13 protein-coding genes and 1 pseudogene are annotated in these 16,459 nt (G+C 71.2%); 6 read left to right on the top strand and 8 right to left on the bottom strand.

What is annotated here, in order from left to right; translation table 11 throughout:
- The first annotated feature begins 38 nt into the window (after nucleotides 1–38).
- Nucleotides 39–821, top strand: coding sequence for a MarR family winged helix-turn-helix transcriptional regulator (locus H9L41_RS25420; protein ID WP_187523640.1), 783 nt, complete (start codon nucleotides 39–41; stop codon nucleotides 819–821).
- Here H9L41_RS25420 and H9L41_RS01030 read toward each other — a convergent pair.
- Nucleotides 709–3,462 carry a response regulator gene (locus H9L41_RS01030; RefSeq protein WP_051318901.1) on the bottom strand — a complete coding sequence of 918 codons (2,754 nt, stop codon included), beginning with the start codon at nucleotides 3,460–3,462 and terminating at the stop codon, nucleotides 709–711. The genes H9L41_RS25420 and H9L41_RS01030 overlap by 113 nt on opposite strands.
- Nucleotides 3,463–3,660: 198 nt before the next feature.
- Here H9L41_RS01030 and H9L41_RS25415 point away from each other — a divergent pair, with 198 nt between their 5' ends.
- The 3 genes from H9L41_RS25415 to H9L41_RS01020 all read left to right on the top strand — a co-directional run bounded on the left by H9L41_RS25415 (nucleotide 3,661) and on the right by H9L41_RS01020 (nucleotide 5,428).
- The gene (locus tag H9L41_RS25415; protein ID WP_308419567.1) at nucleotides 3,661–4,302 is read left to right on the top strand and encodes an amidase; all 642 of its coding nucleotides are present in this window, start codon (nucleotides 3,661–3,663) and stop codon (nucleotides 4,300–4,302) included.
- A gap of 26 nt (nucleotides 4,303–4,328) precedes the next feature.
- Complete coding sequence (locus H9L41_RS25410) at nucleotides 4,329–5,147, top strand: amidase family protein (protein ID WP_308419566.1); 819 nt, start codon at nucleotides 4,329–4,331, stop codon at nucleotides 5,145–5,147.
- 89 nt (nucleotides 5,148–5,236) lie between these two features.
- Nucleotides 5,237–5,428: a Lar family restriction alleviation protein gene (locus H9L41_RS01020; RefSeq protein WP_028445716.1), complete on the top strand. Its 192-nt coding sequence runs from the start codon at nucleotides 5,237–5,239 to the stop codon at nucleotides 5,426–5,428.
- A 178-nt stretch (nucleotides 5,429–5,606) separates the two neighbouring features.
- Here H9L41_RS01020 and H9L41_RS01015 read toward each other — a convergent pair whose 3' ends face one another.
- The 6 genes and pseudogenes from H9L41_RS01015 to H9L41_RS25405 form a co-directional block, all read right to left on the bottom strand.
- Nucleotides 5,607–5,969 (bottom strand): hypothetical protein, encoded by a 363-nt coding sequence (locus H9L41_RS01015; protein ID WP_157461919.1) that lies wholly within the window; start codon nucleotides 5,967–5,969, stop codon nucleotides 5,607–5,609.
- Nucleotides 5,970–6,217: 248 nt separating this feature from the next.
- Nucleotides 6,218–7,246, bottom strand: coding sequence for a hypothetical protein (locus H9L41_RS01010; RefSeq protein ID WP_187523639.1), 1,029 nt, complete (start codon nucleotides 7,244–7,246; stop codon nucleotides 6,218–6,220).
- A 305-nt stretch (nucleotides 7,247–7,551) separates the two neighbouring features.
- Nucleotides 7,552–9,204, bottom strand: coding sequence for a methyl-accepting chemotaxis protein (locus tag H9L41_RS01005; protein WP_051318900.1), 1,653 nt, complete (start codon nucleotides 9,202–9,204; stop codon nucleotides 7,552–7,554).
- Nucleotides 9,205–9,360: 156 nt separating this feature from the next.
- Nucleotides 9,361–12,162 carry a M16 family metallopeptidase gene (locus H9L41_RS01000; protein WP_051318899.1) on the bottom strand — a complete coding sequence of 934 codons (2,802 nt, stop codon included), beginning with the start codon at nucleotides 12,160–12,162 and terminating at the stop codon, nucleotides 9,361–9,363.
- A 334-nt stretch (nucleotides 12,163–12,496) separates the two neighbouring features.
- Nucleotides 12,497–12,997 carry a GNAT family N-acetyltransferase gene (locus H9L41_RS00995; RefSeq protein ID WP_028445713.1) on the bottom strand — a complete coding sequence of 167 codons (501 nt, stop codon included), beginning with the start codon at nucleotides 12,995–12,997 and terminating at the stop codon, nucleotides 12,497–12,499.
- Between the two features lie 73 nt (nucleotides 12,998–13,070).
- Nucleotides 13,071–13,358 (bottom strand): annotated as a pseudogene (locus tag H9L41_RS25405) (acyl-CoA thioesterase); the annotation flags it as partial.
- A gap of 473 nt (nucleotides 13,359–13,831) precedes the next feature.
- Here H9L41_RS25405 and H9L41_RS00985 point away from each other — a divergent pair.
- Nucleotides 13,832–14,479, top strand: coding sequence for a Dyp-type peroxidase (locus H9L41_RS00985; RefSeq protein WP_265583907.1), 648 nt, complete (start codon nucleotides 13,832–13,834; stop codon nucleotides 14,477–14,479).
- Here the strand turns inward: H9L41_RS00985 and H9L41_RS00980 are convergent.
- A complete protein-coding gene (locus H9L41_RS00980; protein WP_028445710.1) occupies nucleotides 14,434–15,663 on the bottom strand; it encodes an MFS transporter in 1,230 nt (409 codons plus the stop codon). The two genes, H9L41_RS00985 and H9L41_RS00980, sit on opposite strands and share 46 nt — an antisense overlap.
- Before the next feature lie 131 nt (nucleotides 15,664–15,794).
- Between H9L41_RS00980 and H9L41_RS00975 the strand changes: the two genes are divergently transcribed.
- Complete coding sequence (locus H9L41_RS00975) at nucleotides 15,795–16,424, top strand: TetR/AcrR family transcriptional regulator (protein WP_028445709.1); 630 nt, start codon at nucleotides 15,795–15,797, stop codon at nucleotides 16,422–16,424.
- Nucleotides 16,425–16,459: the final 35 nt, after the last annotated feature.

The raw sequence follows: 16,459 nt of genomic DNA, 5'->3' as shown, positions 1-16,459 counted from the left end.
GCCTGCCGCGTTTTCCCGTTTGTTTAAGAACGCCCGCCATGAACGATGCCGACTGGCTGCGGCTCGATGCCCAGCTCTGCTTCCGACTCTATGCCGCCTCGCGCGCGGTCACCCGCTGCTACCAGCCGCTCTTGGCCGGGCTCGGGCTGACCTATCCGCAATACCTGGTGATGCTGGTGCTGTGGGAGGCCGACGACCTGACCGTCAAGGCGATCGGCGAGCGGCTGTCGCTCGACTCGGGCACGCTGACGCCGCTGCTCAAGCGGCTCGAACAGGCCGGCCTGCTGCGGCGCGAACGCCGCGCCGGCAACGAGCGCGAGGTCCGCATCGTGCTCAGCGAGGCCGGCCGCGACCTGCGCGAGCAGGCCAAGAGCGTGCCGCCGGGCCTGATGGCCGCGATGGGGCTGTCGCTCGAGGAGATCGGCGCGCTGCGCGGGCTGCTGGACAAGCTGCTGGCCCATGCCGGGCGGCGGAAGGCTGAATTGCCGCGAGTCGGAATGAATTCCGACCCACGCTTGATCGACAGTAATCGGAAGAGGCTCGCGCCTGGTAGGTCGGGCTTTATGCCCGACGGCGACTTCGATCGGCGGCGCTGTCGGGCATCAAGCCCGACCTGCAACACCACATATCCCGATGGGGTCGGGCCGCGAGTCGGAATAAATTCCGACCTACCAGGCCCTGCGGCCTCGGCACCCTACCCACCCAGCCTCAGCGCCCGCTCGCCAGCGCCTCGTCCACCGCCGCCCTCGCCTCGAACGCGCCGGGCGCCAGCCAGTGCGCCAGCGTGCGGAACATCAGCTCCGGGTCGACCGGCTTGGTGATGGTGTCCTGCATGCCCTCGCGCAGGCAGCGCTCGCGTTCCTCGACCATCGCGTGCGCGGTCATGGCGATCACCGGCAGGCGATCGAAGCGCGTATCGCGGCGGATGTGCTGCACCGCCTCGTGGCCGTCCATCTCGGGCATCTGCATGTCCATCAGCACCAGCCGGTAATGGTCGGCCGGCTGCGCCTCCAGCCGTTCGAGCGCCTCGCGGCCGGTGCCGGCGAGGTCGACCGCGAAGCCCTGCGCCTCGAGCAGCTCGATCGCGATCTGCTGGTTGATCTCGTTGTCCTCGACCAGCAGCAGCCGGCAGCCGGCCCAGCGCCGGATCTCGGCGGCCGGCGGCAGGACGACCGCATCGTCCTGCCCGGCGAACAGCGGCAGCAGCGCGCCGACCAGGCCGGCCTGGGTGATCGGCTTGGTCAGGCAGCCGGCCACGCCGGCCGCCTCCAGCGATCCCAGCTCGTCCTCGCGGCCGAAGGCGGTGACCAGCACCACCTGCGGCGGCTGGCGCAGGCCGGCGCGGCGGATCGCCTGCGCCAGCGCCAGGCCGTCCATGCGCGGCATCTGCCAGTCGCACAGCACCAGCGCGTAGGGATTGCCGGCGGCGTCGGCCGCGCGCAGCGCCGCCAGCGCGGCGGCGCCGTCCGACGCGGTATCGGCGCCGATCGACAGCTGCAGCAGCGCATCGGCCAGGATCTCGCCGGCCAGCGGATGGTCGTCGACCACCAGCGCGCTCTTGCCCTGCAAGGCGCCGGCCAGCGTGCGCAGGCAGGTCGGCGCGGCGGCCGGCAGGCCGAACTCGACGCTGAAGTAGAAGGTCGAGCCCTCGCCCAGCGCGCTGTCGAGCCGGATGTCGCCGCCCATCAGGTTGACCAGCCGCTTGCTGATGGCGAGGCCCAGGCCGGTCCCGCCGTACTTGCGGGTGGTCGAGCCGTCGGCCTGGATGAACGGCTGGAACAGGCCGGCCGCCTGGGCCGGGGTCATGCCGATGCCGCTGTCGCGCACCGCGAATTCGAGCCGCACGCCGTCGTCGCCATGCGCCAGCAGGCGGCAGCCGAGGTGGATCTCGCCGTGCTCGGTGAACTTGATCGCGTTGTTGGCCAGGTTGATCAGCACCTGGCCCAGCCGCAGCGGGTCGCCGACCAGCTGGCGCGGGATGTTGAGCGGGATCTGGAACAGGTATTCGAGCTGCTTGTCCTGGGCTTTCTGGGCGGTGACGGTGGCGACGTTGGCCAGCACCTCGTCGAGCGAGAACTCGACGCGCTCCACGTCGAGCTTGCCGGCCTCGATCTTGGTGAAGTCCAGCACGTCGTTGATGATCGCCAAGAGCGAATTGCCGGCCTTGTGGATCTTGCCGACGTAGTCGCGCTGCTTGGGCGTGAGGTCGGTCTTGAGCGCGAGGTAGGCCATGCCGATCACCGCGTTCATCGGCGTGCGGATCTCGTGGCTGACGTTGGCGAGGAATTCGGACTTCAGCCGCGAGGCGTTCTCCGCCACCAGCGTGGCCTCGCGCAGCGCGTCGTAGGCTTCCTTGCGCTCGATCGCGCTGCTGATGTGGTTGGCGACGAAGGACAGCACGTCGGCGTCGGCCGCGTCGTACAGGTGGCCGGCCTCGTAGCTCTGGATGGTGAGCACGCCGCCGAGCTCGCCGCGGATCTGCATCGGCACGCCGAGCCAGCTGTAGAAGGTCAGGTCGCCGGTCGCCTCGGTGATCTCGCCGGTGCGGCCCAGGTCGGCCATGCGCTGGCGGTCGATCAGCTGCGGCCGGCCGGTGCGCAGCACGTACTCGGTCAGGCCGCGGCGGAACGGGACGTCGTACTCCTGCATGGTGTCGCCGTCGCGCTCGTCGACGTAGTAGGGGAAGTTGAGCACGTGCTTCCTGGCGTCGTACAGGCAGACGTAGCAGTTGCGCGCGTACAGCAGCTCGCCCAGCAGGTGGTGCACCGCCTGCAGGAAGTCGTACAGCGAATCGCCGGCGGTGGCGCGCTCGGCGATCTGGTAGAAGACCCGGTTCAGCAGCTCGCCCTTGCGCCGCTCGGCCGCTTCCTGCGCCAGTTCGCGCGTGCGCTGGGCGATCAGCTTGTCCATCCACTGCTGGTGCATCAGCCGCTCGATCGCGATGGCGACGTGGCTGGCCAGCAGCGCGAAGATCTCCTTGTCCTCCTCGGCGTAGACCCGGCCGGCGTCGTAGGACTGCGTGACCACCGCGCCGATCACCTCGTCGGCGCTGCCGTGCAGCGGCATGCCGAACCAGTGCTCGGGCGGCTTGCCGCGGCTCCAGCCGGCCGCCGCGGCGCGGCGGCGGTCTTCCTCGGCATCGAGGAACAGCGGCTTGCCGTGGCGGATCACCCAGCCGGTGCGCATGTCGCCGGCCTCGCCGAGCGGGAACCATTGCTCGGGCGACGGCGGCGCATCGTACTGGTCGGCGAAGTAGGGGAAGCAGATCGCCTGGGATTCGGCGTCGTAGACCGCGATGTAGAAGTTGTCGGCATGCATCAGGCCCTGCAGCTGGCGATGCACCAGCTCGCCGAATTCGCCGAGGTCGCGGCCGCCGTTGGCCTGCCGGCCGACGGTGAGGATGGCTTGCTGGATCGCTTGCAGGCGCTGGCGCGAGCGTTGCAGGTCGTCGTCTTGCTGCATGGGGCTTCCGTACGCGAGTGGGGGCGGAACCGCAGTCCGGCGGCGCCGGAATCGTCAGTTTCGTCCGTCGGAGGCGCGAACGAAAGCCCGGCGTCATGGATTTTTTCCGCTTGCGCTTCCCCGGGCATCGCCGCCGCCCCGACCGAGGGCCGCTGCGCAGGCATTGCCAGCGGCCGTGCCGGCGGCTACAACGGCCGCATGCAGAACTACACCGACTACGATGCCACCGCGCTGGCCGAACTGGTCCGCCGCCGCGAAACCACGCCCGCCGAGCTGCTCGAGGCCGCCATCGCGCGCTGCGAGGTGGTCAACCCGGCGCTCAACGCGGTGATCGTGCCGCTGTTCGAGCAGGCCCGCGCCCAAGCGGCCGGCGCACTGCCCGACGGCCCGTTCGCCGGCGTGCCCTTCCTGCTCAAGGATCTGGTGGCGACGCTGGCCGGCGCGCCGCTGGCCAACGGCTGCAAGGCGCTCAAGCGGCGCGGCTGGCAGCCGCCGCACGACAGCGAACTGGTGGCGCGCTTCAAGTCGGCCGGGCTGCTGATCTTCGGCAAGACCAACAGCCCCGAATTCGGCCTGGTCGGCTACACCGAGCCCGAAGCCTGGGGCGCGACGCGCAATCCGTGGTCGCCGGCGCACACGCCGGGCGGTTCTTCGGGCGGCTCGGCCGCCGCGGTGGCGGCCGGCATCGTGCCGATGGCGCACGGCGGCGACGGCGGCGGTTCGATCCGCATCCCGGCCGGCCACTGCGGCCTGTTCGGGCTCAAGCCCTCGCGCGGCCGCGTGCCGCTCGGGCCGGACCACGCCGAGGCGTGGTGGGGGCGGTGCAGGAGGGCGTCCTGAGCCGTTCGGTACGCGATTCGGCGGCGATGCTCGACTGGATCTGCGGCCCCGATGCCGGCGCGCCCTATGTCGTCGCCAAGCCGGCCACCCCGTTCGCCGCCGCGCTCGCCGCGCCGCCGCGGCCGCTGCGCATCGGCGCGGTGCTGGCGGCGCCCGATACGCCGATCGCCCCCGACTGCCGCGCCGCGGTCGAGGACGCCATGGGCCTGCTGGCCGGGCTGGGCCACGCGGTCGAGGAAGTGCCGCTGCCTTACCAACACGAGGTGCTGGCCGGGCACTACCTGACCATGTACTTCAGCGAGGTCGCCGCCGAGCTGCGCGAACTCGCAGGGCCGCTGGGCCGGCCGGCCCGGCGCGGCGACGTCGAGCTGGAAACCTGGATCCTCGGCCGCATCGGCGAAGGGCTGAGCGCGGCCGAGGCCAGCGTCGCGCGGCGCGGCTGGAACGCGCTGGCGCGCGGCATGGCCGATTTCCACCGCCGCTACGACCTGCTGCTGCTGCCGGTGGCGGCGACGCCGCCGGCGCGCATCGGCGAACTGAAGACGCCGCCGCTGCAGCGCAGCGCGCTGGCCGCGATCGATGCGATCGGCGCCATCCGCCTGCTGCGCGGCGCGATCCAACAGCAGGCGCGGCTCAACTTCGCCCGCACGCCGTTCACCCAGCTGGCCAACATCACCGGCCAGCCGGCCATGTCGGTACCGCTGCACTGGAACGCCGCCGGCCTGCCGATCGGCGTGCAGTTCGTCGCCCCGATCGGCGACGAAGCCACGCTGTTCGCGCTGGCCGGCCAGCTCGAGCAGGCGCGGCCGTGGTTCGACCGGCGCCCGCCGCCAGCCGGCGGCTGAACCGTCCCGGCGCATCGCGCCGGCCCTGCCCCAGGCCGATGCCGTATCATTCGCGGCCCCGCCCATCCCCTACCGTGCGAAGCGCCACCATGACCGATTCCGCCCCGCTCAAACCCAAGCCATGCCGCAAGTGCGGCTCGGCCGGCGAAGTGATCAAGGCCGGCTCGCGCCGCTACTGGGTGGAGTGCGCGCGCTACGGCCGCAACGGCAACTGCAATTCGATCGGCGACCAGGCCGACAACCGCCGCGACGCGATCCGCAACTGGAACGCCATCAACTGATCGAGCGCGGGTCGAAGGCGATCGACCCGCAGCATCGGCACTGCAGGTGGCCGATCGGTGGAAGCGGCGGCAGCCGCGAGCCGGTGGCCCGTCGTGGGCCTGTCAGGGCTGGAGCCGCTCCCAGAAACATCCCGCCTGGGCGGATGAATATAAATGCGCCGCAACATCGGCAGCGCCGCTAGCCCGTGCCGGGTCGTGCCCGCCATCGCAGCGCCGCCCCGAGCCGCCGCAGCGCCTCGCCCAGCGCGCCGCGGCGCGCTTCGCCGCGTTCGACCGCCGCACCCGCCAGCTCCTCGTCGCGCTGCTGCCGCACGCGCAGCTTGATGCGCCCCGCGCGGTGCGCCTCCTCGGCGGCCCCCCAGTAGCCGTGGCCGTCCTGGCCCAGCTCGTAAGCGCGCTGCCGTTCTTCGCCCGCGCCCCAATGTCCGTCGATCTGCATGATTTCCCTCTCATATGGTTGATGGGAGAAGGCTCTCATGCGTCCCGCGGCAAACACAGGGACGGCGGCATGCATGGCTTGCGCGGCGCGCGACTTGCCCATGCAAGTGCTGCAAGCGCGCCGGCCGGCGATTGCAGCGCATCGCGGCATGCCGCCCCATGCAAACCGGCGAGCGGCCCGCAGCGCGGGTTCGACCTGGCGAGCGTCGCGAGGCTTCCCGCCGGCGGGCGGGCGGAGGGGCGGGGAATGGGTAGCGCCGCAGTCCCGGGCACCGCCGATGGCGAACGCCGGGGCTTCCCGGCTGCGGGCACTACCCGCCGACACGGCGCAGGGGGTTCATCTGCGCGGCGCTACGGGAACTCGGTCAGGTTGGCGCTCTCGGCCAGCCGCAGGCGGACGAAATCGGGCACCGCCGCGCCGTCGACGATGTCGAGCGAACGGTAGAGCGGCTCCTCGGCCAGCGCGGCGAGGAAGGCCTCGCCGGGCCAGCCCTCCTCGTCCAGGTGATCGTCGATCGCCTGCAGCAGCGCCGGCGACAGGCCGGCCTCGCGCACCAGCGCCACCGGCCGGCAGAACAGCCCGCGCTGGCCGATCAGGCCCAGGCACAGGCCGCTCATCACGCGGATCTGGCGATCCTGCTGCAGCATGTTGGCCAGCACGGTGATCTGAAAGTTGCGCGTTTCCTGCTGGAAGCTGTGGATCACCAGCTGGCTCGATTTCTTCACCAGGTAGCCGCGCAGGCATTCGGTGATCTGCGGCGTGCGGATCAGCCCGTCGGCGCCGTCGCGGTCGCCGTTCATGCGGTGGATCTCGAGCGTGCGCATCGCGCCGGTGCGGGCGTTGTAATAGACCAGCAAGAGGCCCAGCACGTAGCGGCCGGGCCACACCACCGCCGGCCGCCACATCTGGTAGAGGCCGGGCGCGGCGTCCTTGAGCTTCTGCCGGGTGGTGCGCACCGATTCGAGCTCGTGCACCAGGCTCCAGAAATACTGGTCCGGCGCGCGGGCGATGCCGAGCTGCTCGCGCACCTCGTCCCACAGGCCCTGCTCGACCAGGTATTCGAGCAGCCGCTGCGCGTCGTCGCGCTCGAGCTCGGCGCGGCCGCTGCACCAGCGGCTGAAGGTGAACTGCGAGGCCTGGCGGATCACCTCGGCGCGCGCCAGCACCTTGAAGTGCAGCATCTCGCGCTCGTCCGGCCGCGCCCGCTTGCGGATCTCGCGGAAGCGCTCGCGCAGGAAGTCCTGGCCTTCCTTGCCGAGCCGGCCGATCAGGCGCTCGATCTCGTTGTCGGCGGGTGGGAGGGGATGCGGTGCGGTCCATGGGCGGGCGGGAAGGAAGACTGGACGCGCATTCTGGCCAGTGCGCGGGGCGCGCGGCAAGGCCGGCGGATTGCGGCGATTGCAGGCGCGACAGATGTAGGAGCGGCTTCAGCCGCGAATGGCCGGTGAAGGCGGAGCCGGTTCGCGGCTGAAGCCGCTCCTACATGAGCCGGGCAGGTCGCTGCGTTCGTTTGGAGCGCTGACTGAGCGCCAGCGAAGCCCCCTCGCGGCGGCGAGGGCGGGGGAGTCGGGATGAATCAGGGAGGGCCGGCGGTTCAGTCCGCACGAATGGCAAGCGCCCGGCTTTGCCGGGCGCCTGAACGAAAGGTCGACCCCCTACGACGTCGACCAGGCCCACACGGCCCTCAAAGCTTGAAGCGCCCGATCATCTGCCGCAGCTCGCCGGCCAGCCCGTTCAGGTCCTCGATCACCGCGCGCGCCTCGCGCAGCGACAGGTTGCCGTCCTGCGCCATCACGCTGATCCGCTCGGCCGCCTTGGCCATCTCGGTGGTCGCGGTCGACTGCTCGTTGGCCGAGTGGGCGATCTCCTGGATGCGCGCCACCACCTCCTGCATCTGCTGGCGGATGCCGCGGATCTGCTGCGAGGCGCCGGTCGCCATCTCGGCGCCGCCGCGCACCGCGGCATGGGTGCTGCCCATGTGGCCGAGCGCCTGCTGCGACTGCGCGCGCATGGCGCCGATCATCTGGCCGATCTCGACCGTGGCGTTGCCGGTGCGCTCGGCCAGCTTGCGCACCTCGTCCGCCACCACCGCGAAGCCGCGGCCCTGCTCGCCGGCGCGGGCCGCCTCGATCGCGGCGTTGAGCGCCAAGAGGTTGGTCTGGTCCGAGATATCGCGGATCACGCCGACGATCGAGCTGATCTGCTGCGAACGGTTGTCGAGCTCGCCCATCACGCCCGACAGCTCGTCGACATAGCCGGCCACCCGGCCGATCTCGGCCGCCACCTCCTCGACCGTACGGGCCGAGTCCTCCGACATCTGGCCGGTGCGGCGCACCAGCGCGTCGGCGTCGGTGGTGCTGTCGGCGATGTGGTTGATGCTGACGGTGATCTCCTCGATGGTGGCCGCGGTGGCGGTGGCCATCTCGCTCTGCAGGTCGGCGTCCTTGGACAGCCGCTGCGCCATCTGGTCGATGCTGCGCACGCCGTTGGTGAGCTTCACCGTCTCCTGGCTCACCGTGGTGAACATCTGCTGCAACTGGGCCATGAAGGTGTTGACGTGGACCGCGATCTGGCCGATCTCGTCCTGCGACTGCACCGGCAGGCGGATGGTCAGGTCGCCGTTGCCGGTGGTCAGCGCTTGCATCATGTCGCGCAGCCGGCGCAGCGGCTGGGCGATCAGCCGGCCCAGCAGCAGCGAGACCACCACCGCCGCCGCCAGCATCGCCAGGCCGGTCAGCACGGCCTTGAGCACCGCGCCGTTGACCGCGGCGTCGACCGCGTTGGCGTCGACGTCGGCGCAGGCCACGTAGGCGGTGCCGCCCGGGCCGGTCACCGGCAGCGCGATGGTGCGCAGGTAGCCGTAGACCGGATCGCTCGACGAGATGAACTGGGGCTGGCCGGTCTGCGCGGCCTTGCGCACGATCGGGTCGGTATCGGGCACGTCGCTGGGCTTGAGGTAGAACTCGAACTTGGGATCGGCCATCTGCTCGTCGGACAGCGAGGCCTGGGCATAGATCACCTGCTCGCCGCGCAGGATGAAGCTGTACAGGTATTTGACGCCGAGGAAGCGCGAGGCCTCGGTCAGCCGTTCGGCTTCGCGGCGCTTGGCGGCGAGGTCGGCCGATTCGCGCGGGGCGAGCTTGTCGTGGTAGTCGGCGCCGAGGATGTAGACGTAGGCGCGCGCCGCCGCCGCCAGCTTGCCGTCGACCTCGGCCATGGCCGACTGGCGCGCCTGGTAGACCGCCTCGATGGTGAAGGTACCGATGCTGAGCAGGGCGATCGCCAGGAAGGCGAGCTGCAATTTGAGCTGCAGGCTGAGGCGGGCGAAGAAGGTCATGACCGGCGATCCGAAAGAGGAATGAGAAAGTGGCTGGGCGGCCACGGAAATATATACCGCCGCGGCGATTTGACCACAGCGCTTTGACGGCGCTCCGGAGCCGGATGCAAAAACGCCCGGCACGAGGCCGGGCGTTGCGGGCGAAACTGCCGGCGCCTACTGCGCCGCCGGCGCCGCTGCGGCGGCCGGGGCGGCCGCAGCGGCCGCTGCCTTGGCGAAATCGCCGGCGTAGACGTGCACCACCTTGGCCGGATCGATGTACTTGCGGATCGCCGCGTTCACCGCGTCCAGCCTGGCGTCCTTCACCTGCTGCTCCTGCTGCGCGCTGAAGGCCATGGTGCGCTTGAGGAACAGCTGGTTGCTCAGCGAGCCGGCCAGCGCGCCGTCGCGCGTGCGGGCGATGGCGGCTTCCTGCAGCATGCCGCTCTTGGCCTCGGCCAGCTCCTGCTCGGTGATGCCTTCCTTGACCAGCCGCGCCAGCTCCTCGCTCACGCCCTGCTTGAGCTTGGCCAGGTTCTGCGGCGCGTAGATCGCGTACAGGCCGAGCGAGCCGCTGGTGTCGAGCGGGCCGACCTGCAGGAAGCTGCCGGCGCCGTAGCTGATGCCTTCCTTCTGCCGCAGGCGGTCCATCAGGCGGCTCTTGAGGCCGCCCGAGCCGAGCACGCGGTTGGCGATCGCCAGCGGGACGTAGTCGGCCTGGTCGTCGCGCAGCTCGAGCGCTTCGCCGGCGAAGTAGAAGGCGTTGGCCTTGTCCGGCGTCTCCAGCGTCAGGCTGGCCGGCTTGACCGGGCGGAACGGCTCGGCCACGCGCGCATACGGCGCCTTGGCCTTCCAGTCGCCGAACAGCGCCTTCAGCTGCTGCTGCACCGCGGCCTGGTCGAAGTCGCCGACCAGCGCCAGCTGGCCGTTCTGGCCGCCGTAGAAGCGCGCCTGGAAGGCCTTCACGTCGGCCAGCCTGGTGGCCTTGATCGCCGCGATGTCTTCTTCGAAGGTCGCGCTGTAGCGCGGGTCGCCCTTTGGCCACGGATTGTCGTGGCGGGCCAGCGCGTTCTGCGCCACCGCTTCGGGCTGGCGCATCTGGTCCTCGATGCCGGTCACCGCCTCGGTCTTCAGCGTCTCGAACTCGGCGGCCGGGAAGGTCGGCGCGCGCAGCACGTCGCGCAGCAGCGCGAGCAGCGCCGGCAGATGGTCGCGGCGGGTCTCGAACTGCACGCTGAGCTTGTCCGGGCTCGACTTGATGTCGACCTTGGCCTTGAGCTCCTCGAGCCGGTCGGCGATCTGCTGGCGATCGAGCTTGCCGGCGCCGCGCAGCAGCATCTCGCCGGTCAGGTCGGCCACGTTGGACAGGCGCTGCAGGCTCTTCTCGTCGCCCATGCGCAGCACGATCACGCCGTTGACGGTATTGCCGCGGGTCTTCTTGGGCAGCAGGGCGGTCTGCATGCCGTTGGCCAGCGCGCCGCGCGTGGTGCGCGATTCGATGTTGGCCGGGCTCGGGTCGAACGCCTCGCCTTCGGCCAGCGCGGCGCGGCCCTTGTAGCCCGCCACCAGTTTGTCGATCTCGGGCACGGCCGGGATGGCGGCGCGCTGCGGCTTGTCGGTCGGCACGAACTGGCCGAGCGTGCGGTTCGATTCCTTGAAGTAGTTCTCGGCCACGCGCTGCACGTCGGCCAGCGTGGCGGCCTCGATCTGGTCGCGGTCGAGGAAGAACAGGCGCCAGTCGCCCTTGGCGATCGCCTCGGACAGCGCCACGCCGTAGCGCACCGGGTCGTTCAGGGTCTTCTCGAAGTCGTTCAGCAGCGCGCGCTTGGCGCGGGCCAGTTCCTCGGCGGTGACCGGCTTTTTGGCGACGTTCTCGAGCTCGGCCAGCAGGGCCTTGCGGGCGGCGTCGCGCGACTGGGTCTTGTTGAGGTCGGCGAAGAACAGCACGTAGCCCGGATCCCTCAGCTCGAAGGGGTAGGCCCAGACGTCGGCGGCCAGCTTCTTCTCGACCAGCGCCTTGTGCAGCCGGCCGGTCGGCGTGTCGCCCAGGATGTGGGCCAGGATGCCGACTGCGGCGCTGTCGGGGTGGGCGCCCGGCGCGGTGTGGTAGAGCGCGGCGACGATCTGGCTGTCGCCGACGCGGGTCAGCGTCAGCTCGCGCGCGCCGTCCTGCACCGGATCGATGGTGTAGGTCGGCGGCAGCACGCGGGTCGGCTTGGCGATCGCGCCGAAGTAGCGGGCGATGCGGGCCAGCGTGGCGGCCTCGTCGAACTTGCCGGTGACGGTGAGCACCGCGTTGTCCGGCTGGTAGTACTGACGGTAGAAGGCCTGCAGGTTCTCGATGCGCACGTTCTCGACGTCGCTGCGCGCGCCGATGGTCGACTTGCCGTAGTTGTGCCACTGGTAGGCGCTCGAGGCGAGCTGCTGCATCAGGATGCGGGTCGGGTTGTTCTCGCCCATCTCCATCTCGTTGCGCACCACCGTCATCTCGCTGTCGAGCGCGGTCCTGGCGATGAAGCTGTTGACCATGCGGTCGGCTTCCATCTTCAGCGCCCAGTCGAGGTTGTCGTCGCTGGCGGCGAAGGTCTCGTAGTAGTTGGTGCGGTCGTACCAGGTGGTGCCGTTGAACTGCATGCCGCGGCGGGCGAATTCCTGCACGATGGTCTTGTCCGGCAGGCTCGGCGTGCCCTTGAACACCAGGTGCTCGAGCAGGTGGGCCATGCCGGTCTCGCCGTAGTTCTCCATGCGGCTGCCGACCAGGTAGGTGATGTTGACCGTGGTGGTGGGCTTGGAGGCGTCGGGCGCCAGCAGCACGCGCAGGCCGTTGGCCAGGCGGTATTCGGTGATGCCTTCGACGCTGGCGACGCGGGTAGGCTGGGCGGCGGCCGGCGCGACGGCGCTCGGCGCATCGGCGGCGGCGGCCGGCAGCGCGAAGCCGAGCGACAGGGCGAGCGCGAGGCTCAGGGCGGTAAAGCGCATGGATGCTCCTTGCGGGCCGGCTGGAGCCGGCCACGAATGTGTTGTGCGTTCTAGCGTGAACGGGGTGCGATGCTACGCCGGTGCCGCGGCGGTGGCGCTAGCGGATGCGACGAAGCATGGGAATCCGGGTACGACCTGTTGCATCGCCGGATCACTTGGGGGATGGGGGCGCGATATCCGACGCGAAGCGGTCCATGCCACGCCGACATTCCACGATGGGTCCGACCGGGAGGCCATCGCGATCCGGCCGTGGTAGGCGCGGCTTCAGCCGCGAACAGCCAGGGCGGCATATCCACCATTCGCGGCTGAAGCCGCTCCTGCAGGGAAGCCCGCCTCAGCGCTGCCCGGCCATCGCCCGCAGCGTATCGCCGGTGGCGCGGCAGATGCGCCAGTCCGGCATCACCGTGGCGCCGAGCTTGCGGTAGAAATTGAGCGCCGGCGCGTTCCAGTCCAGCACCGCCCACTCGAAGCGGCCGCAGCCGCGCGCCACCGCGCGCGCCGCCACCTCGCGGAACATCGCCTCGCCGATGCCGTTGCGGCGGTACTCGGGCAGCACGAACAGGTCTTCGAGATAGAGCCCGGGCTTGGCGACGAAGGACGAGTAGTTGTGGAAATAGATCGCGAAGCCGACCGCGTAGGGCTGGCCGGCGCGCTCGACCTCGGCCACCAGCGCCTCGATATAGGGCCGCGCGCCCCACAGGTGCTCGTGCAGCTGCTCGGCGTTGCCGGTGCAGAGGTGGGTGAGCTTCTCGTAGTCGGCCAGCTCGCGCACCAGCCGGTAGATCGGCTCGGCGTCGCCGGGCCGGGCATCGCGCACGGTGAAGGCGGTCTTCATGGCGCGGCCTCCCGAGCGCCGCGCGCAGCGCCGCCGGCAGGGGCCTCGAGCTGCCGGACGCGTAATCGCACCAGACGATCACCGCCTCGGCCTCGGCCGCCGTGGCCTCGGGCGCGTCGGCGCGGCAGATGCGGTGCGCCAGCGTGAAGCTGCTGTTGCCGATCTTCTTCAGATAGGTCTCGAGCCGGACGTCGCAGGGATAGACCAGCGGCGCGCGGAACTGGCAGCCGGTCGCCGCCAGGATCGGCCCCTCGCCGGCATCGACGCGGACCGCCCAGTCGCGCTGCGCCAGCCAGCGCACCCGCGCCTCCTCGCAGAAGCGGAAGTACAGCGTGTTGTTCAGGTGGCCGAGCGCGTCCATGTCGCCCCAGCGCATGGGAAACACGTCGACGAAGAGCGGGGCGGGCGTGGGCATGGGCGGCAGCGGGAGTCGGGGAATGTCCGCTAATGTAGCCCGGCCCGACCGTTTGTAAAACCCACGGCAGAGGCCGCCCGGGCCGCCATCCACTAGAATCCGGTCCACCCGATCCCGCCACCGCACGAGCCCTCGCCGAACATGTCCCACGCCGCCCTTGCCCAGACCGCCATCTGCCCGCCCATCCATGCCCACGCGCTGTTCCTGGCCTTCGACCCGGCGCCGGGCGCCGAGCCGCGGCTGGCGCGCCGCGCGCTCGGCCGGCTCGGCCCGCTGCTCGACGACTGGGCCGCCGCCGGCGTCGCCGCACGCAACGCCTGGGCGGTCGGCGTCGGCAGCGAGCACTGGGCGGCGCTGGGCGGCCTGCCGGCCCCGCGCGAACTGGCGCCGTTCCCCAGTTCGCCGACGCGATCCACCCGATGCCGGCCACGCCGCACGCGGTCTTCATCCACCTGCGCAGCGAGCGCCACGACCTGTGCTTCGCCGCCGGCGAGGCGGTACGCCGCGCGCTCGAAGGCCTGTTCGCGCTGGCCGAAGCGGTGCCGGGCTTCCGTTTCCTCGACAGCCGCGACCTGACCGGTTTCGTCGACGGCACCGAGAACCCGTCGCCCGAAGCGCGGCCCGAGGTCGCGCTGGTCGACGACGACGGCGCGTTCGACGGCGGCAGCTACCTGCACGTGCAACGCTTCGTGCACGACCTGCCGCGCTGGCGCACGCTGACCGACGCCGAGCAGGAGGCCATCGTCGGCCGGACCAAGGCGGACGACGTCGAGCTCGACGAGGCGGTCATGCCGCCGACCGCCCACGTCGCCCGGGTGGTGATCGAGGAAGACGGCGAGGAGCTCGAGATCGTGCGCCAGTCGCTGCCCTACGGCACGGTCGGCGGCGAGCAGGGCCTGATGTTCCTCAGCTACTGCAAGACCCCGACCCGCTTCACCCGCATGGTGGAACGCATGAACACCCGCCGCGACGGCTACGACGACCATCTGCTGCGCTTCACCCGGGCGGTCAGCGGCGCGGCCTACTTCGTGCCGCCGAGGGCCATGCTCGACGCCTGGGCGCGCTGATCGAACAGCAGCCGCAACGCGATCGGCAGCGCGGCCAGCACCGCCAGCGCGCCGAACAGGTAGACCGCGGCATAGCCGAAACCGAGCGCCACCACGCCTGCGAGCGGGCCGGCCAAGCCCAGCGCCAGGTCGAAGAAGGCCGCATAGGCGCCGAGCGCGCTGCCGCGGCTGGCCGGCGCGACGCGCTTGACCGCCTCCACCCCGAAGGCCGGGAACACCAGCGAGAAGCCCAGGCCGGTCAGGGCCGCGCCGGCCAGCGCGGCCGCCTGGCCGTCGGCCGACCACAGCAGCAGCTGGCCGGCCGCCTCGATCGCCAGGCAGGCCAACGCGATGCGGGCGCCGCCGAGCTGGTCGGGCAGGCCGGCGAAGCACAGCCGCGCGCCGATGTAGGCCGCGCCGAAGGCGGTCAGCGCGGCCGAGGCGTGGCTCCAGCCGCGCTGGGCGAAATACAGCGTGACGAAGCTGGCGATGGCGCCGAAGCCGACCGCCGCCAGCGCCAGCCCGACGCCGGGCTGCCAGACTGCGCCGAGCACGCGGTAGAACGGCTCGCGCACGCCCGGCGGCGGCGCCACCGGCGGAATCGTGGCCATCAGCGCCAGCGCGGCGGCCGGCAGCAGCAAGAGCGTCAGCGCCATCGCAGCGAAACCCCAGGCCTGCTGCAGCAGCATGCCCAGCGGCGCGCCGAGCGCCAGCGCGCCGTACATGGCGATGCCGACCCAGGCCATCACCCGGCCGGCGTTGGGCAGGCCGACGCGGCCCAGGCCCCAGCTCAACAGGCCGGTGCCGGCCAGGCTCTCGCCGGCGCCGAGCAGCGCGCGGCCGATCAGCAGCAGGGCCAGCGCCAGCGGCGGTCGCGACGCGGCCCACAGCGACAGCAGGTAGCAGCCGCCGGCCGCGGCGATCAGGCACAAGCCGCGCCGCACGGCCACGCCGGCGCCGGACCGGTCGGCCAGCTGGCCGGCATGGGCGCGGGTCAGCAGGGCCGCCAGCGACTGGCAGCCGATCACCGCGCCGACCGCCAGCGCGCCGTAGCCGAGCTGGCCGTGCACGTAGAGCGGCAGCACCGGCAGCGGGATGCCGACGGTGAGGAAGACGAAGAACACCAGCAGGGCGATGGGCAACAGCCGGCCCAGTACCTGTCGCGGGTCGAGCGCCGCGGGCGGCGCGCTGGAAGGGGATTGCATGAGGGGCTCCTGACAGCCATGGCAGAGCAAGCGGCCGCCATGGCAAACTAAGATATGAGTGATTGCTCGCATTTGTCCGGCAAATGTTAGGTGCAATCGCTTCACGTCCCTACTCGTGTTCGGAGCCACCGGTGCAGACCGCCGCAAAGCCAAGAAAGACGCCGCGCCAGGCGCGCTCGCAAGTCACCGTCGAGGCCATCCTGGAGACCACTGCTCGCGTTCTGGGCCAGCGCGGCTACGCCGGCACCAATACCAACCGGGTGGCCGAGCTGGCCGGCGTCAGCGTCGGCTCGATCTACCAGTACTTCCCCAACAAGACCGCGCTGGTGGCGGCGCTGCACGAGCGCCACGTGCGCCAGCTGAACGAGGAGATCGAGCGCGGCCTGGCCGCCAGCCGCGAGACCGGCCTGGCCGGCCAGGTCCGCGCGCTGGTCGGCGCCCTGGTGGCGGCGCACCGGCTGGAGCCGGAGCTGCACCGCGTGCTGGAACGCGAATTCCCCTTCCTGGAGCTGCCCTACGCCGAAAGCGAGGCCAGCCAGGCGATGCACGCGCGCATCTGCGCGCTGCTGGCGGCGCATCGCGACGAGGTCGCGGTGGCGGACCTGGAACTGGCCGGCCACATGGTGCTGAACATGATCGAGTCGCTGGTGCACGCGGCGGTGCTGGAACCGCCGCCGGGCATCGCGCCGGCGCGGCTCGAGGGCGCCATCGCCGACGCGCTGCTGGGCTATCTGAGCTATCGGCCGGCCGGCGCGGCGTAACCCGGGAGCGAGAAGGAAATCGGCGGAGGGGGCGC

Origin of the sequence: Chitinimonas koreensis (genome assembly GCF_014353015.1) — a bacterium.
GTDB lineage: Bacteria > Pseudomonadota > Gammaproteobacteria > Burkholderiales > Chitinimonadaceae > Chitinimonas > Chitinimonas koreensis.
Note: the sequence above shows the minus strand (reverse complement) of the source record. Positions and strands in the feature narration are given on the sequence as shown.

What these genes read in the sequence shown, in the direction of transcription:
- H9L41_RS25420 (WP_187523640.1), top strand. Translation starts at nt 39, where the DNA reads ATGAACGATGCCGACTGGCTGCGGCTCGATGCCCAGCTCTGCTTCCGA.
- H9L41_RS01030 (WP_051318901.1), bottom strand. Translation starts at nt 3,462, where the DNA reads ATGCAGCAAGACGACGACCTGCAACGCTCGCGCCAGCGCCTGCAAGCG.
- H9L41_RS25415 (WP_308419567.1), top strand. Translation starts at nt 3,661, where the DNA reads ATGCAGAACTACACCGACTACGATGCCACCGCGCTGGCCGAACTGGTC.
- H9L41_RS25410 (WP_308419566.1), top strand. Translation starts at nt 4,329, where the DNA reads ATGCTCGACTGGATCTGCGGCCCCGATGCCGGCGCGCCCTATGTCGTC.
- H9L41_RS01020 (WP_028445716.1), top strand. Translation starts at nt 5,237, where the DNA reads ATGACCGATTCCGCCCCGCTCAAACCCAAGCCATGCCGCAAGTGCGGC.
- H9L41_RS01015 (WP_157461919.1), bottom strand. Translation starts at nt 5,969, where the DNA reads ATGGGCAAGTCGCGCGCCGCGCAAGCCATGCATGCCGCCGTCCCTGTG.
- H9L41_RS01005 (WP_051318900.1), bottom strand. Translation starts at nt 9,204, where the DNA reads ATGACCTTCTTCGCCCGCCTCAGCCTGCAGCTCAAATTGCAGCTCGCC.
- H9L41_RS01000 (WP_051318899.1), bottom strand. Translation starts at nt 12,162, where the DNA reads ATGCGCTTTACCGCCCTGAGCCTCGCGCTCGCCCTGTCGCTCGGCTTC.
- H9L41_RS00995 (WP_028445713.1), bottom strand. Translation starts at nt 12,997, where the DNA reads ATGAAGACCGCCTTCACCGTGCGCGATGCCCGGCCCGGCGACGCCGAG.
- H9L41_RS00985 (WP_265583907.1), top strand. Translation starts at nt 13,832, where the DNA reads ATGCCGGCCACGCCGCACGCGGTCTTCATCCACCTGCGCAGCGAGCGC.
- H9L41_RS00980 (WP_028445710.1), bottom strand. Translation starts at nt 15,663, where the DNA reads ATGCAATCCCCTTCCAGCGCGCCGCCCGCGGCGCTCGACCCGCGACAG.